This window comes from Winogradskyella forsetii (genome assembly GCF_013394595.1).
GTDB lineage: Bacteria > Bacteroidota > Bacteroidia > Flavobacteriales > Flavobacteriaceae > Winogradskyella > Winogradskyella forsetii.
Map to the genome: position 1 here is coordinate 1,587,087 of NZ_CP053348.1, position 15,657 is coordinate 1,602,743.

Annotated in this window: 16 protein-coding genes, 1 tRNA gene and 1 pseudogene; 15 read left to right on the forward strand and 3 right to left on the reverse strand. The window is 34.9% G+C overall.

Annotated features, from left to right (window positions below):
- The 14 genes from HM987_RS06895 to HM987_RS06955 all read left to right on the forward strand — a co-directional run bounded on the left by HM987_RS06895 (window position 1) and on the right by HM987_RS06955 (window position 13,070).
- Window positions 1–1,434: an asparagine synthetase B family protein gene (locus tag HM987_RS06895; protein ID WP_179006456.1), complete on the forward strand. Its 1,434-nt coding sequence runs from the start codon at window positions 1–3 to the stop codon at window positions 1,432–1,434.
- 1 nt (window position 1,435) lies between these two features.
- Window positions 1,436–2,113, forward strand: a complete 678-nt coding sequence (locus HM987_RS06900; protein ID WP_179006458.1) for an arylamine N-acetyltransferase — start codon at window positions 1,436–1,438, stop codon at window positions 2,111–2,113.
- Window positions 2,114–2,136: 23 nt separating this feature from the next.
- Window positions 2,137–2,499, forward strand: coding sequence for a hypothetical protein (locus tag HM987_RS06905; protein WP_179006460.1), 363 nt, complete (start codon window positions 2,137–2,139; stop codon window positions 2,497–2,499).
- Window positions 2,500–3,132: 633 nt separating this feature from the next.
- On the forward strand, window positions 3,133–4,671 hold the full coding sequence (locus tag HM987_RS06910) for an alkaline phosphatase PhoX (RefSeq protein ID WP_179006461.1): 1,539 nt from the start codon (window positions 3,133–3,135) through the stop codon (window positions 4,669–4,671).
- A 30-nt stretch (window positions 4,672–4,701) separates the two neighbouring features.
- Window positions 4,702–6,492, forward strand: coding sequence for a cytochrome-c peroxidase (locus HM987_RS06915; RefSeq protein WP_179006462.1), 1,791 nt, complete (start codon window positions 4,702–4,704; stop codon window positions 6,490–6,492).
- Window positions 6,493–6,676: 184 nt separating this feature from the next.
- Window positions 6,677–7,039: a hypothetical protein gene (locus tag HM987_RS06920; protein WP_179006463.1), complete on the forward strand. Its 363-nt coding sequence runs from the start codon at window positions 6,677–6,679 to the stop codon at window positions 7,037–7,039.
- Between the two features lie 244 nt (window positions 7,040–7,283).
- Entirely contained in the window at window positions 7,284–7,427 is a 144-nt protein-coding gene (locus HM987_RS06925) for a hypothetical protein (RefSeq protein WP_179006464.1), read from the forward strand.
- A gap of 247 nt (window positions 7,428–7,674) precedes the next feature.
- On the forward strand, window positions 7,675–7,890 hold the full coding sequence (locus tag HM987_RS06930; protein ID WP_179006465.1) for a helix-turn-helix domain-containing protein: 216 nt from the start codon (window positions 7,675–7,677) through the stop codon (window positions 7,888–7,890).
- Window positions 7,890–8,207: a HipA N-terminal domain-containing protein gene (locus HM987_RS06935; protein ID WP_179006466.1), complete on the forward strand. Its 318-nt coding sequence runs from the start codon at window positions 7,890–7,892 to the stop codon at window positions 8,205–8,207. The genes HM987_RS06930 and HM987_RS06935 overlap by 1 nt, the downstream gene beginning before the upstream one ends.
- A 7-nt stretch (window positions 8,208–8,214) precedes the next feature.
- On the forward strand, window positions 8,215–9,198 hold the full coding sequence (locus HM987_RS06940; RefSeq protein ID WP_179006467.1) for a HipA domain-containing protein: 984 nt from the start codon (window positions 8,215–8,217) through the stop codon (window positions 9,196–9,198).
- Window positions 9,199–9,548: 350 nt separating this feature from the next.
- Entirely contained in the window at window positions 9,549–9,677 is a 129-nt protein-coding gene (locus HM987_RS19675; RefSeq protein WP_256867322.1) for a hypothetical protein, read from the forward strand.
- A 590-nt stretch (window positions 9,678–10,267) separates the two neighbouring features.
- Window positions 10,268–10,411 carry a hypothetical protein gene (locus HM987_RS06945; protein WP_179006468.1) on the forward strand — a complete coding sequence of 48 codons (144 nt, stop codon included), beginning with the start codon at window positions 10,268–10,270 and terminating at the stop codon, window positions 10,409–10,411.
- Window positions 10,412–10,802: 391 nt separating this feature from the next.
- Window positions 10,803–11,615, forward strand: a complete 813-nt coding sequence (locus HM987_RS06950; protein ID WP_179006469.1) for a T9SS type A sorting domain-containing protein — start codon at window positions 10,803–10,805, stop codon at window positions 11,613–11,615.
- A 693-nt stretch (window positions 11,616–12,308) separates the two neighbouring features.
- Window positions 12,309–13,070: an NYN domain-containing protein gene (locus HM987_RS06955; RefSeq protein WP_179006470.1), complete on the forward strand. Its 762-nt coding sequence runs from the start codon at window positions 12,309–12,311 to the stop codon at window positions 13,068–13,070.
- A 251-nt stretch (window positions 13,071–13,321) separates the two neighbouring features.
- Here HM987_RS06955 and HM987_RS06960 read toward each other — a convergent pair.
- The 3 genes and pseudogenes from HM987_RS06960 to HM987_RS06970 all read right to left on the reverse strand — a co-directional run.
- Window positions 13,322–13,516: pseudogene (locus HM987_RS06960) on the reverse strand (hypothetical protein); the annotation flags it as partial.
- Window positions 13,517–14,079: 563 nt separating this feature from the next.
- Entirely contained in the window at window positions 14,080–14,268 is a 189-nt protein-coding gene (locus HM987_RS06965) for a hypothetical protein (RefSeq protein WP_179006471.1), read from the reverse strand.
- Window positions 14,269–14,889: 621 nt separating this feature from the next.
- Window positions 14,890–14,963, reverse strand: a tRNA-Met gene (locus tag HM987_RS06970).
- A gap of 236 nt (window positions 14,964–15,199) precedes the next feature.
- Between HM987_RS06970 and HM987_RS06975 the strand changes: the two genes are divergently transcribed.
- Window positions 15,200–15,592 carry an START-like domain-containing protein gene (locus HM987_RS06975; protein ID WP_179006473.1) on the forward strand — a complete coding sequence of 131 codons (393 nt, stop codon included), beginning with the start codon at window positions 15,200–15,202 and terminating at the stop codon, window positions 15,590–15,592.
- Window positions 15,593–15,657 lie beyond the last annotated feature (65 nt).

Here is a 15,657-nt window from a genome sequence, read left to right on the forward strand (position 1 = left end):
ATGTGCGGTATTGCTGCTTTAATAGGAAATCATAATTCCCACGCTATCCATAAATGTCTAAGGCTTTTAAGTCATAGAGGTAAAGATGGTTCTAATATATATCAGGATAATAATATAGCCATAGGTTTTAATCGTTTGGCAATTAACGATGAATCTGAAAAAGGAATGCAACCATTTGAGTTTGGAGACTATATTGGTGTATTTAACGGAGAGATTTTTAATTTTAAATCTTTGGCAAAAGAAAATAACATCTCATTAGTCTCTGAATGCGATACCGAAATTATTTTACCCTTATTTGCTAAATATGGAGGAGAAGTAATTCATCTTTTAGATGGGTTCTATTCAGGCTTAATATATCATAAAACAACTCATAATGTATATACAGTTAGGGATTATATTGGAAAAAAACCGCTCTTTTACGGTTCTAGTGTATCATCTAAATTTATTGCTAGTGAGTTAAAGTGTATTAGTGAAATAGAAAACTTTGAATTTGTTCCAAAGGGGTTTTCTATTATAGATAATAATTCAATTTCAAATAATATAAAGCATCAGTTTTTAGATAAATCACCATTAGATTTAAAAGAAATAATTATAAAGGCTATCGAAAAGAGGATTCCTGAAAACAGAGATATACCTGTTGGTGTTTTTTTAAGTGGTGGAATCGATAGTTCTATAATAGCATCAATTGTGAATACGTTAACTAAAAATGTGATTTATTATTCGCTCGTAGATTTTGAGAGTGAAGATTATAAATTTGTTCAAGAATTATCAGTTTTTTTAGGTATTGAAGAGCAATTAATAATGGTTTCATTGCCTGATCCAGATGAATTAGATCAGTTAATAGATCAGTTGGTTTATCAAACAGAAAGTTATAATCCGTCTATAATAAGTAATGGTTTAGCCACATATCTTTTATCTAAATCGGCTTCAAAAGATGGTTTAAAAGTGATATTATCAGGAGAAGGAGCAGATGAGCTATTTTGTGGTTATAAAATTTCTAAGGATGCAGAAGTAACTAGGAATAAAAGTAAAACTTTGATTAATAATTTACACTTTACTGAGTTAAGACGATTAGATTTGGCATCAATGGCTAAAACTATTGAAGTAAGGTGTCCTTTTTTAGATAAACAAGTTTATGAAGCTTCCTTAGATTTATCAATAAAGCAGCTAACAGATAAACAAGTATTGAGAGATTTGTTTATGGAAGAGTTACCAAAAGATATTATATCTCGTAAAAAAACTGCATTCGATGTTGGTTCAGGTATTAGAAAATTAGTAGTAGAGCATCTTTGTCATAATAATGAATTGGAGAGACAGTCTTTAAAAAAAATATGGTCTAAATATTATCCGGAAAGACTATTCGTAGAGGATTATTTCCATCAATACCCTGTTTTTGATGATGCAATAGACAAAAGAGGGATCAAACATAGATAAGTTGAGTACCATCGATAAAGTAGAGTCATTATTATTAGACGAATTTAAAACGGTTCCGTTTCACAACCTGTTTATGTTAAATAATATTCAGAATAAACAATTGTCTTTAGGAGGCACTTGTTCTGATAAAGTTTTAAGGTTTAAGGAGGTATTATATAAAAATTATATTAATAGTAATCTACATTCGTCTTTTATTAATGGCATAGAATGTCATAGAATGCTTTCTGTTATTATCGAGGATAGAAAATACTATATAGATGTGGGTTCAGGTTGGCCATCAGTAAAACTATTTCCTGAGTTTAAAGAAATAGAATATTCTGCTTATGGTATGAGTTTTAAAACAGAAATAAAGGATAATGAAATTGTTTTATATCACAAAACTAAGGCTTCATGTGAGTATAATAGAATGATGGTGATACCTAAAGAATCTAAGTCTCAAGAAGATATTTTATTAGATATTAAAAATAGATTCGTCGATTCTTCAATTTATCCTTTTCAAGATAGTTTTAGGTTTTCAATAGTGAAGGATCAGATGTTTTATTTTATAAAAGGCTTTCGTTTAAGAGTTTATTCCGATAACGAATTGAACGAATATAAGCTAAATAAAAAAGAGGTTTTAAGATTTATAAAAGAAAAATTTAATCTTTTAGAACAGTATTCAAATGTTATACTGAAATAAAATATTAATTTAAGTATACTCAAATGACCATAACCCAACTACCAGGTATTTATATTATAACAGGAAGCAACCAAGACGAAAACGGCATAGCTTACAAAGATGTGTTAGAATTAGCCTTAGATGAACACAACAGAATAGAGGCGAAGTGGTTGATTAATAATACTCAAGAGCAATTAGGAACAGGTTTTTTTAAGGATAATATCTTGGTAATTAACTTTAATTACAGAGGAGAGGATACTAAGCTTTACAAAGGTGTTGCAGTCTATAAGTGCATTACAAAAGATCTGTTAGATGGTTTTTGGTCGGAGAAGCATGGCAATCCATTATATCTTGGGGAAGAACGTTGCTATAGGGCAAGCACACAACAACGAGAACGCGTCAATTGAATTCTGGTATTTAGGTCGTAGTTGTTTTTTGCGCCAACACGAGCTTAAAGAAGCAATCTTAGCAGATAAGATACAAACAGTCTCAAAAAAATCCCAAACAGCAAATCCACCCAACTTTACCAAAACACTACCCAAGCGTTAAATTAACGCTAAGCTATACTATGGTATGTCATTTTCATAGTGGTTATAATTTAAAATTCAATCTAAAGATATTGGTCTGGATGTCATAGCTATATCTCAAAACTCAAACCGTTAAAATAGTAATCATTTAGGTCTAGTTTGTTTTTCGATTTTTTATTAACGTCATTACGAAAACCGTCATTGCGAGCCTAGAGCCTTACGCGAGGAACCAAGCAAAAGTAAACCCATAATAGCATAACAAAACCTTATACAAAAACCTTAAAGAATGCACTAGAGTTTTTAGGCGAGATAAGCACACTAAAAGTGATAGCGTGTATTATTAATTTTAAGTTAACACTAAGGTTTAAAATGGCAGGTGTTAGTAATAGTATCGTAATACAGTTAACGGTAAGATAGCGGTAACTTAATAAAACGGTTTTTATTAATTAACAAGTTTATAGAAGGCTAAAAGTAGCTTTGTGGACACATTATAACCACTAACAACCTTAAATTATGAAACAAATTATTAAATTATTTTTATTAGCATTTATTATTACAGCATCAGGCGCACTTGTAGTGAGCTGTGACGTTGAAGATGGAAAGGACGGCATCGATGGTGTTGACGGATCGGATGGTTCTGACGGCTCGGATGGAGAAGATGGAGAAGATGGAGAGGATGGAAGCGATGCTTCTGTGTATTTAACGGCCTCTAAGACGCCTACCTTATTAAAGGTAACCGATCAGTTTGTTAACCTTAGAATTTCTACACTTTTAACTTCAGAAGATATCATTCCAAATACCCCTAATTTTATTTATGGGTCTATGGCAGATGGTGCCGGATTAATTAATAACGGAGATAACACCTTTACTTTAATTAATAATATTGAAGCCGATTATTCTATTGCAAGAATTTTGTTAAACGAAAACTTAAGACCATATAATGGTGAGTATATATTAAATGCTACAGCAACTGCAGAAACGGCTATGTGTTCTGGTACTTTGGTAACGCCAGAAGAACATGGCTTTGGACCCTTATACCTTTCTGGCGGAGAATGGGGTGGTGCTTCAAAAGGGGTGTTTGTAGTAGATCCTACTAAAAGTGCTAATGACGCTAGTGTAGGGGAAACGTTGGCAGCTTTAGGACAATGGTCTACAGAAAATGCTGTTCCGATTGGAAAAGATGCCTACCCAGATAAAACGGTTGTTTTTATTGGAGATGATCATGCAGATAACTCCGTACCTTCTGGTCAATTAGGAATGTATGTTGGTAACCGTGGAGATTTATATGGTGGTCAATTATATGGATTAAAAGTGACAACTGCAGGTATCGATTTTGAAATGGATATGGTAGAAGGCACATCATATAGTGCAGAATTTGTAGAATTAGAAGAAACAGAAATTAATGCTCTTGATGCTGAGGCAAAAACCAAAGGTGTTATGGGATTCTCTAGATTAGAAGATATTGATTGGAGAAGAGGTTCTGCAGCGAACCAAAGAGAACTATATTTTTGTGTTACCGGTCGTATCTCTGCTGGTTTAGCAGGAAAAGGATCTGCTTTAGGTCGTATTTACAAGGTAACATTGAATGAAACCGACCCAACAGGACCTGCAACCATTACTTGTGTATTAGATGGTGATATTGTAGGTGGTGTTGCAGAAGGATTCCATTCGCCAGATAATATTTTAGTGACTGAAAACTACGCTTACATTCAAGAAGATCCTAATGGATACTTAGATACATCAATCAACGGTTATGCTAAGCTTTACCAGTATAACTTAAATACAGGGGAATTAAAAACAGTATTAGAAGCAGACCAAGCTAGAGCTGAAAATTTAGGATATGGTTCAACGTCTAGTACTTGGGAAATTACAGGTATGATTGATGTCACTGATGTTGTAAATAATGGAGAAAACACATTTTTAGTAATGACACAAAATCATGGCTGGAACCCTGCTGATGGAACCTCTTTTACAGATCCATTAGCTAATCCTAACGTATCTAATGCTAAAGAAGGTTCAATGCTTTATGTTATTAAAGGTTTAGATAGATAATAAAATAACAGCATGAATAATAGCATATTTATGAAAGCTAAGACATATACAGTTTGTATATGTCTTTTGCTTTTAAGTACGGCGTCGTGTAAAAAGCAGACGGAAACGGTAAACATAGACGATACGGATAAGAAAATAGCCTTGTATTATAATTCAGAGTTAGAGCGTTGTATTACGTTTTTAGATTCTATCTCTATGTCAAATAATACAGGGGAGCGTATTGCTTATTATAAAAAAGCGCGTCGACATTTTAAAGCGATGGAGCCTGTTTTGGCATCGATAGATAAGAATAATTATAAATCTCTAAATGCCCCAAATATTCTACAAGTTCAGGAAGAGGATTTAACCGATGTAAAAATCAGGAATCCATTTGGTTTTCAGGTCATTGAAGAGTTGTTGCATGAAGAAGAAGGAGATGAAGGGGCATTACTTAATGCGTTAACAATTACGTCTGATCGACTGAAGTTGATACAGCGTAATACACATATTAAATTAAAAGATTATCATCTTATTTGGTTAATTAGAGATCAAATTATGAGAACTGCAGCTACAGGTATTACAGGATTTGATTCACCTGTTTTAGGACAGGCATTGACCGAAAGTCAGTATACAACCCAAACGCTTATAGCGTTGATAGATATTTGTAAGGATAAGTTTAGCTCTAAAGCTATTTATGATGACTTGAGGAGCTCCTTTAAAGACGGGATTGCTGCTCTTGATTCTGATTTTGATACTTTTGATCGCTTTGATTTTATAAAAAATTATACCGATCCCCAATTAAAATTAGTACTGAAAACTCAGGAGGATTGGAATGTTTCGTTTCCATTTGAAATGGCTATTTCTAATAATACGTCATCTTTTTTTGGTGCCAATACGGTGAATGTGCTATATTTTTCAGACTATAAGAGCGATACCCTTTACTTAAAACAAAAGGAGGACTTTGGAAAGGCACTTTTTAATGACCGTACACTATCGAGACATCATGATATGGCTTGTGCCAGTTGTCATATTAAAGATAAGGCGTTTACAGATGGTAGAAAGACCTTTGATGCCCGACAAGTAAGAAATTCACCAACACTTACCTACAGTGCTTATCAACAATCGTTTTTTATGGATGGACGTGCAGGGAGTTTAGAAGGGCAAATTGTAGGTGTCGCCGAAAATCATGATGAATTTAATTTACCTATGGATTCTATAGTGCGTCGGGTATTAAATAATCCAACATACAAAGCGGCAATAGATAGTTTGTATGGCAACAAACGTATTGATTTTAATATCAGACATGCTATTGCGAGTTATGTGCGCAGTTTAAATGGTTTTAATTCTAAATTTGATAAGAATATAGAAGGTATCGAATCTTCTTTAACAGCAGCAGAAAAGCGAGGGTTTAACCTGTTTATGGGTAAAGCTGCTTGTGCAACCTGTCATTTTCCACCATTGTTTAATGGTACGGTTCCACCTAATTATAATGATACAGAGGTAGAATTGCTTGGTGTACCAGCAACAAACGATACTATTAACGCTAGTATTAGTAGTGACTTAGGGCGTTATAATGTGTTTGGTACCAATCAGAGAAAGCACTTTTTTAAAACACCAACGGTAAGGAATAGTAATGTAACAGGACCTTATATGCATAATGGAGTTTACATGACTTTGGAAGAAGTGGTTGATTTCTATAATCGTGGAGGAGGAAAAGGTATTGGGATTCACGAAGAATATCAAACTTTACCTTTTGATGAATTAAACCTAACCATGGCGGAACAAGAAAGCATTGTCGCATTTATGAAAACCTTAACCGATGCTGATTTTATAGACAAATAAGTTGTCATTTTTAATCTTGAATTGGAATGTGGTATCGCTTCATATGACTTTGCAAAATTGATGTGAAGCGATTTGTTTTTGGAATGGTTGAAGGTTTGGGGTTGGTAGAACTTTAGAGATTAGTTACTTTTGATTAGTGCTATTTAGAAGAACTAATTGGCAAAAGCATATAGATTCAAAGGATATGACCATAACCCAAGTACCAGGAACCTACAACATTGTAGGTAGCAACCAAGATAAAAACGGCATAGCTTACAAAGGTGTGTTAGAATTAGCCTTGAATGAACACAATAGAATAGTGGCGAAGTGGTTGATTAATGATACTCAAGAGCAATTAGGAACCGGTTTTTTTAAGGATAATATCTTAGTCATTAACTTTAATTATAAAGGAGAGGATACTAAGCTTTACAAAGGTGTTGCAGTCTATAAGTGCATTACAAAAGATCTGTTAGATGGTTTTTGGTCAGAGAAGCATGGCAACCCATTGTATCTAGGGGAAGAACGTTGCTATAGGGTAAGTACACAACAACGAGAACTCGTCAATTGAATTCTGGTATTTAGGTCAGAGTTGTTTTTTACGCCAATATGAGCCTAACGAAGCAATCTTACCAAATAAGACACAAACAATTACAAAAAAATCTCATAGGGCAAAACCCACCCAACTTTACCACAACACTACCCAAGTATTAAATTAACGCTAAATCTTTGATATTTAGTCGATTTAGGGGTGGTGCCGACATCCAAAAGTCAGATTCGCTTCGTAACTTTGGTAATACCAAATACTACATGCTATGACACATTTTAAAGCATTGATACAACGCCTGTTAAAGTTGAAGCCTGCAACGCAAAAAAACAACGCCAATGGCGAGCACTCTAAACCCAAAACTCTAATCACAAGATTTACAAAGGACGAGGATACCATTATGTTTATATAGGTTTGTGGTTGCTGGTGTTGAGAACGTTACGCCCAATTATAAAATAAAACTATAACTATTCAGAAGTAGTTCTAATTAAAACAATCATTATTCACTTCACGTATTAATTACATAGTCTCTCACAACCCATTTTTAATTTTGCTCTACACTAGGGTAACATAAAAACGATTCAAATAGTGCGTTAAAATACACTTACAGTGAATTTATTCAATTAAAAAGTATATATTTACATTAAAAGAGCCATATAATGCACTCGCAACAATTAGTGGAAACCATAAAAGCACGTAGAGAGATGCTTAATGTTACCCAAGAAATGCTGGCAGCGCTTTCTGGCGTTGGGTTGCGTACCCTTAAACAATTTGAAAGTGGTAAAGGCAATCCTACCTTAGACACCTTACAGAAATTAGGTGATGCTTTAGGTATGGAAATTACGTTTACAGTAAAAGAAGCAAGTACTAAATAATGAGGCAAGCTGAAGTGTTATACAAAAAGGAAGTTGCTGGCTTATTAACGCAACTAAACGATGGTAGTTTTGTGTTTACCTATAAAGACCATTGGTTTAACAATGCAGATAAACCAGCCATTAGTTTAACCTTGCCTAAAACACAACAAAAATATACCTCTACATATCTATTTCCTTTTTTTTATAATATGTTACCAGAAGGCTCTAACAAACAAACTGTTTGTTTTGAGAATAGAATAGACACTAAAGACCATTTTGGGATTTTAATGACCACTGCACAACACGATACCATAGGAGCTATAACCATTAAAAAGTAACGACCTAATGGCTATGCTAAAACGAACATATTGTCCAGGTACGCTTTCGAAGAATCATTCTAGCTATAGTAATACGGCATTGAAGCGTGTGTTCAATGGACGGAAAGTAAGTCCCATATTGCCTTACGATTCACCAGCAAGCAATGAACAAACAGCTGTATTATTTACTGAAAACAGAAAACGTATATCTATTTCTGGTGTTCAGGAAAAATTTTCAGTCTTATTAGAAAAAAATAAATTGCGTTTAATAACAGAAGGGGAACAAGGCCAATACATTTTAAAACCTATACCAAATGTTGGTAAAAATGCCAGCCAAATGCCAGCTAACGAACATGTCACCATGCAAATTGCGCGTCAGGTGTTTGCAATGGAAACTGCTGAAAATGCACTCATATTTTTTAAGAATGGAGAGCCAGCTTATATTACCAAACGTTTTGATGTTAAGGACGATAGCACTAAATGGGCTCAAGAAGATTTTGCGTCTTTGGCAGGTAGAACACCACAAACGCATGGTGAAGATTTTAAATATTCGGGTAACTACTTAGCGCTTTTTACGCTATTAAAAAAATACACACCAGCTTATACTGTAGAATCTGTCAAATTATTTAAGTTGATACTTTTTAATTATTTGTTTTCAAATGGTGATGCACATTTTAAGAACTTTTCTTTAATTGAAACGCCTTTAGGAGATTTTAGGTTAAGTCCGGCATACGATTTATTAAATAGCAGATTGCACATAGACGACAAGGAGTTTGCACTAGACGATGGTTTATTGCCACTTCATTTGGCAAAAGGCAGAGTGACAGCGCAGTTTTATAAATTAGGGGAAGAAGCAGGAATTGTAAAAAGGCAAGTAGAAAAAGTGTTTACGGATTTAACGTCCAAACAAAATGATGTGGAAACATTAATAGAGGCTTCGTTTTTAGATGAAAAGGCAAAACGAAATTACAAACAAGCTTACCAAACAAGATTAAATAAACTACTACGTTAATGAGCTATGAATATTCAGAAGATGGTTTAATAGAAAATGCAATGCACTAGTTTCTCTAGGAATTGGGTTGGACTGTACTTATAATCTGGAAAAAAGAATCATTCGGCACAGACGGTTTATGAGGTAGAGAAGATAAAAGTGAAGTAGTGTTAACGCGCTATGTATTTCAAGCGCTTAAAGAATTAAATCCAGATCATCCAAAATTAGCTTACGAGCATGTCATAGCGTTATTCATACAAAACTTAGCAGACCAAACCTTAGACAGCATAAATAAAGACAAAAGTAATCTGTTTAAAAAATGGATTTCCTGTAAGTTATACCAATGATAATGGAGAACTAATAATAAAACAGTGACAAAAATTGCTGCACCAAGAATTACAAGTGCAACAGCTAAAGCTTCTCCTACAGGAGGTATATCAAAAAAAAATGGCTTTGCATCAAGAGCATCAATAGCAGCAGCTAAAAACACTAAGCAATAACTATTTAAGGTTATAAGTAGAACAATCTATTTATTAGTTTTTAAAATTATTTATGATGACTTCATACAGAGATGAAGATCAAATTCAGGCAGACAACGACAATCATGCTATCTAGTGAAGCAAATGCTGTTTAACGAGAATTATTTTTTTGAAGTATTTTTGGGAATATTATGCGACATTAAAACTATAAATAAGTAAACGCCTCCAAATGACCGTCAACCAACTACCAGGAACCTACAACATTGTAGGTAGCAACCAAGACGAAACGGCATAGCTTACAAAGGTGTGTTAGAATTAGTCTTACATGAACACAACAACGAGAACTCGTTAATTGAATTCTGGTATTTAGATCGGAGTTGTTTTTTATGCCATTGCGAGACTAACGAAGCAATCTTACCAAACAAGATAAAAGCAAGATACAAACAGCCACAAAAAAATCTCATAGGGCAAAACCCACCCAACTTTACCACAACACGACCCAAGTGTTAAATTAACGCTAAATCTTTGATATGTAGTCGATTTACGGGTGGTGCCGACATCCAAAAGTCAGATTCGCTTCGTAACTTTGGTATTACCAAATACTACATGCTATGACACATTTTAAAGAATTGATACAACGCCTATTAAAGTTGAAGCCTGCAACGCAAAAAAACAACGCCACTGGCGAGCACTCTAAAGCCAAAACTTTAATTACAAGATTTACAAAGGACGAGGATACCATTATGTTTATATAGGTTTGTGGTTGCTGGTGTTGAGAGCGCTACCAACAATTTTGAATCCTTGAACCGATTGCTTTTGTTTCGTGCCTCGCAACAGGCTAAAGCCTCGCCATGACGGTACAGGTGGCGATGACCTAAATATTTGTAAAGGAAAAAAGAGAACGATTGTGCCTGTTTTTTAACCTAGTTTTAAATTGGAAGTCATCAATGCTTTGCATTTGACACGTCATTCTTTTAGGCAATTACGGTTGAAAAGTAAAACTATTCTACACGACATAAAATCTATATTACAGTAAACCAAAGTAAACAGAACCTTAAAGCCTAAGCTATACTGTTAAAAACAAGCAATCACTCGAGTCTTGTGTTTTATTGTTATAACTTGCTGTAGAATCAAAATATATAGTTTATGAAAAAAATTACTTATGCACTTGCGCTATTGACTATTGGCGTTCAAGCCCAAACCTTTCCAGCGCCCTATTGTGAGATTACAGAAAGTAACAGCGTCACTGTAGAAGAAATTACTGCTGTTGATTTTGCAGGTACTAGTATTACAAATACAGATGCGGCTAATGTTTTAATTGATAAGACAGCGACTATTGTCAATGTGGCTCAAAACGAATCCTATACCATTGAAGTTGCAGGCAATACCTACGGTAACTTTGATACGGATATGGTCGCTTTTATAGATTGGAACCAGAACGACCTTTTAGACGATGCCAATGAAATCTATGAGATAGGCACCATTACCAATTCCACAGGTAATGATGGCATTACGGTAAGTTTGGCAATTACGGTACCAGCAGATGCTGTGTTAGGTAATACACGAATTAGACTTACCAAAACCTATCAAGATCCTGATTCTCCTGCAGCTATAGATGCTTGTGGTATCATGTTTTTTCCTTTTGGTTTTGGCCCTAACGCAGGTTTTGGACAAGCCTTGGATTTTACATTAAATATTGAACCGTCTTTGAGTGTTGGCACGTTTGAGACTAATGCCTTATCGGTATATCCTATACCTGCAAAGGCTGTGTTGAATGTGAATTATAAATCAGTCATAGATGCCGTATCAATTTATAATCTTTTAGGGGAAGAAGTGTATGCTATACATACGGTTTCTGCTGATTTACAGTTAGACGTATCGCATCTAACGGCTGGTGCTTACATGGTTAAATTAGTTTCAGAAGACCAACAGCACCGCTTTAAAATGCTAAAGCAATAGACGAGACTGACGTTTTTTAGACTACATTTAACTCTAACTTAAAAGAGAAATCTTAAAACACGACTATTATGGGGAAATCACAAGACGCAAAGAAAAATGTAAAAAAAGAAGCCGCATTATCACCTAAGGAAAAGAAGGCGGCAAAATTGGCTAAGAAAGCCAATCGTAAATAGGAGTTATAGAGGTGTTCAGGTTTTATTAATAGAAGACCTAGGAAGTTAAAAACAGATTATTCCTGTCTTTCTAATGAATTAAAAAGGATGTTTGAATGCTCTTTATTTGCTTTGTCTTGCGTCCTCGTAATGACAAATACGATGTAACCAGGTTAGGTGTACATACTCACCAATAAAAATACTACCACGCTTTATATTGGTGTGACTGCCTATGTAAAAGAGCGCATGCTACAACCTAAAGATAAATTCGAAAAAAAGTCTTTTAATGCTAGCTATAATTTAGATCCGTTAGTCTAGAATGACGCCCACCAAATAATAGGGGATGCTTTTGGTAGGGAAAAGCAGTTGAAGGGTGGGAGTTGGGCTCAGAAAATAGCACTTATGGAAGGGTTGAATCTGGAGTGTAGGAATTTGTTTGATTTGCATCCTCTCAGTGACCTAAGTGAAATCCTGCTACTTTCAATACCATTTGTAAAATAATCCCACTACCTTTAGCGCTTATTAAAATGATCTCAACCAAATGGACATAAAACTAGCCGTACTCATCGATGGTGATAACATCCCATCAGCCTACGTTAAAGAAATGATGGAGGAAATTGCCAAATACGGCAATCCCACCATTAAACGTATTTATGGCGATTGGACCAAGCCCCATTTATCCAAATGGAAAAACATGCTGCTGGAAAATGCCATCACACCCATACAACAATACGGTTATACCACAGGAAAAAACGCAACAGATTCTGCCATGATTATCGATGCGATGGATATTTTGTATTCGGAGAAAGTGGATGGGTTTTGTTTGGTATCCAGCGATAGCGACTTTACACGTTTGGCAACACGGTTGCGTGAAGCTGGCATGAAAGTCTATGGGATTGGCGAAAAGAAAACACCGAATCCGTTTATTGTGGCTTGCGATAAGTTTATTTATATAGAGATTCTTAAAAGTGAATCGGAAGAGTCAGCTTCTCCTTCTAGCGCGAAATCGGTAGTGACCAAAAGTAAGTATGATAATATTACCTCTAAAGATATTAAGCTCATAGCAGCCACCATAGATGATGTAGCCGATGATGATGGTTGGGCGTTTTTAGGAGATGTTGGTGGTCTGTTGCAAAAGAAACAGCCTAATTTTGATTCCCGGAATTATGGCTTTCAGAAATTAACGCCTTTGATTAATTCCATTCCTGCGTTTGAAATTGAACGCCGTGAAGATTCCAAAGGGCATAAGAAGCTTATTTTTGTGAAGATGAAGGAGGATGGTTCTAAAGGGAAGAAACGTTAGGGTACTTTCCAAACAGAATACTTTTGTGTTTTACCATATGCCAAGTGGCACTTCTCGATATAATATTACTAAGAAAGAAATTCGCTCGAGGAGGTAATAATATTTAAATCAACCACTGTCGTCAGTTCGAGTGATTCCGATTTTTTTATCGGAATTGTATCGAGAACAATTTTCTATACCAATGCTTCTCGATACAAAATTTCAGAAAAAGAAATTTCACTCGAAGAGACGTATAAGATGTAATAAGGTCTCTAATCTTTTCCCTCTGGTAAAGGCGAAATCATAATATGTGCTCTATGGGTTTCAGGATTCATAATCCAAGGATGGTTGGACGCTACTGGTGCTTCCGGCAGCCCTGTCGATTCAGCCGTAGCAAAAGGCAAATACACCACATAACGGTGTTGCGCTCCATCGACTTTTGAGGTGTTCGGGTCGTATTGCGTATTTGGTCCAATCCTCAATTGAATTTCAAAACATTACTTATGGCTCGTTATTTCTGAAAATCGTTGGTTCCGACTGTGTCGGAATTTGGGTGTTGCTTGTTTGCATTTTTATGGCTTGAGTTAGCTTTATTTTTTGTCTTCGTTGTTGTTTGTTCCTTTCTTGTCAATATAGTTTTCAGAAATTAACGCCTCTGATTAATTCTATTCCTGCGTTTGAGATTGAACGAAGTGAGGATTCCAAAGGGCATAAGAAGCTTATTTTTGTGAAGATGAAGGAGGAGGGTTCTAAAGGGAAGAAACGGTAAGGGTTGGGATGTTCATTTTAGTTCCTGTGGTTTCTATTTTATTGAATCGATAGTCATAAATGCTATCGCATTTGCCTTGATGTACTATTAAGTTTAAAATGTCTTGTAGACATTTTAAACTAACTACAAAACCAAAAGTGTTATTAAAAAAGTACTACGTTTCACTGATTTTCACGATCAATTTTATCATAAGCACGAATGGCCAACACAGCCCATACAATAACACAGATAGATACAAATATGGAAAACCCAAATATGATTTCATTTGCCTCCATTGTAAATCTGTTTTATAAATATTACAATCAATAAAAGTGTTGGTGCCCAAAGGCCAACAAATATGGCGTGCCGTTCATCTCCTCTTAAAAAGAGATATTCGGCAACCACAATAATTAGGACACAAAGCCCTAAGATAAATAGATTTAAAGGGCCTATTTTTTTAATAAGATTCATTAGTGGTTTTGTTAGAAATTCTAAGTTAATAAAAAAAAGGTATTTAATTATACTATTTAGAAAGTTAAGAAGATTTGTGGGTATTAAATTTTCTAAAAGCAATTCTGTAACTTCTTAAGTTAAGAACCCAGATCATATTTATTTAGAGTAATTGACTTTGTGATACCGTTTTAAAGTTTCATACAATGAATTTTTTTTGCCATTTAAGAGCTTATACTTACAAATGGAAAATAGTAATATGGGTATATAACGAATGTGCTTCGGAGATTCTTTTTATGTAAAGTAATTAGCTTCGCTGATTCTACGCGAGGTGAGCTATACAATAGTAAAAGTCCACAACGCTAAGGCGTTGCTATGGCCTTTTTTTATGCTTGTTTATTTTGAAGTTGGTTCAGATGATAAGGCTTGGAAATAAGATAATAGTCTGGATTGGTTATTTTGATTCTTTTTATGTAAAGTAATTAGCTTCGCTGATTCTACGCGAGGTGAGCTATACAATAGTAAAAGTCCACAACGCTAAGGCGTTGCTATGGCCTTTTTTTATGCTTGTGCGCTTTGAAGCGAGCTTCGGCGCAACGCATAAAAAAAGTCCGGCACCTTCGTGCTGGACTTTTACTGCTGTAGCGAGAACGAGAATTGAACTCGTGACCTCCGGGTTATGAATCCGACGCTCTAACCGACTGAGCTACCTCGCCATATTTACATTAATGTCGCTCTAACCTCCCAATCATTTTCGGGAGAGTTAAATCGCCATTTCTCAGTTACGTCGATATTTTAAATTGTAAGCCTTAAAACCTATACGTAATTGCGGCTGCAAATATAAAAACAAATTCTGCGACAGCAAACAATAAAAACTAAAAAAAATTATTTTAAACTTAATGTTTAAAACTCAACTATAATTGTATATATTGAGCAAATAATAATTGTATTTATGGACGATAAAGAAAAATATGAAATGGAGTTTGTGATCCAAGCATCACCAGCACTAATATATACATACATATCTACACCTTCAGGCTTATCGGAATGGTTTGCAGATAATGTTAACTCGCGTGGTGAATTTTTCACCTTTATTTGGGATGGCTCAGAGGAACAAGCCAAGCTCTTGAGCAAAAAGACTGGCGAACGTATTAAATTTCGCTGGGTAAACGATGATGAAGAGGGTGCGGCCTATTATTTTGAAATTCGTATACAAGTGGACGAAATTACCAAAGATGTGTCTTTGATGATTACGGACTTTGCTGAAGAAGATGAGATAGATGAAGGAAAAATGTTGTGGACTAACCAAATTGGAAGTCTTAAACAAGTTTTAGGATCTCGATAGCCACTAAATAATTAAACTAATATATCTTTGTCCCGATTTAATTTCTAAACTAAATCGGGATTTTT

Bases quoted from the DNA above. Each gene is read 5' to 3' on its own strand.
- HM987_RS06895 (WP_179006456.1), top strand. From the start codon at position 1: ATGTGCGGTATTGCTGCTTTAATAGGAAATCATAATTCCCACGCTATC.
- HM987_RS06905 (WP_179006460.1), top strand. From the start codon at position 2,137: ATGACCATAACCCAACTACCAGGTATTTATATTATAACAGGAAGCAAC.
- HM987_RS06910 (WP_179006461.1), top strand. From the start codon at position 3,133: ATGAAACAAATTATTAAATTATTTTTATTAGCATTTATTATTACAGCA.
- HM987_RS06915 (WP_179006462.1), top strand. From the start codon at position 4,702: ATGAAAGCTAAGACATATACAGTTTGTATATGTCTTTTGCTTTTAAGT.
- HM987_RS06920 (WP_179006463.1), top strand. From the start codon at position 6,677: ATGACCATAACCCAAGTACCAGGAACCTACAACATTGTAGGTAGCAAC.
- HM987_RS06925 (WP_179006464.1), top strand. From the start codon at position 7,284: ATGACACATTTTAAAGCATTGATACAACGCCTGTTAAAGTTGAAGCCT.
- HM987_RS06930 (WP_179006465.1), top strand. From the start codon at position 7,675: ATGCACTCGCAACAATTAGTGGAAACCATAAAAGCACGTAGAGAGATG.
- HM987_RS06935 (WP_179006466.1), top strand. From the start codon at position 7,890: ATGAGGCAAGCTGAAGTGTTATACAAAAAGGAAGTTGCTGGCTTATTA.
- HM987_RS06940 (WP_179006467.1), top strand. From the start codon at position 8,215: ATGGCTATGCTAAAACGAACATATTGTCCAGGTACGCTTTCGAAGAAT.
- HM987_RS06945 (WP_179006468.1), top strand. From the start codon at position 10,268: ATGACACATTTTAAAGAATTGATACAACGCCTATTAAAGTTGAAGCCT.
- HM987_RS06950 (WP_179006469.1), top strand. From the start codon at position 10,803: ATGAAAAAAATTACTTATGCACTTGCGCTATTGACTATTGGCGTTCAA.
- HM987_RS06955 (WP_179006470.1), top strand. From the start codon at position 12,309: ATGGACATAAAACTAGCCGTACTCATCGATGGTGATAACATCCCATCA.
- HM987_RS06965 (WP_179006471.1), bottom strand. From the start codon at position 14,268: ATGAATCTTATTAAAAAAATAGGCCCTTTAAATCTATTTATCTTAGGG.
- HM987_RS06975 (WP_179006473.1), top strand. From the start codon at position 15,200: ATGGACGATAAAGAAAAATATGAAATGGAGTTTGTGATCCAAGCATCA.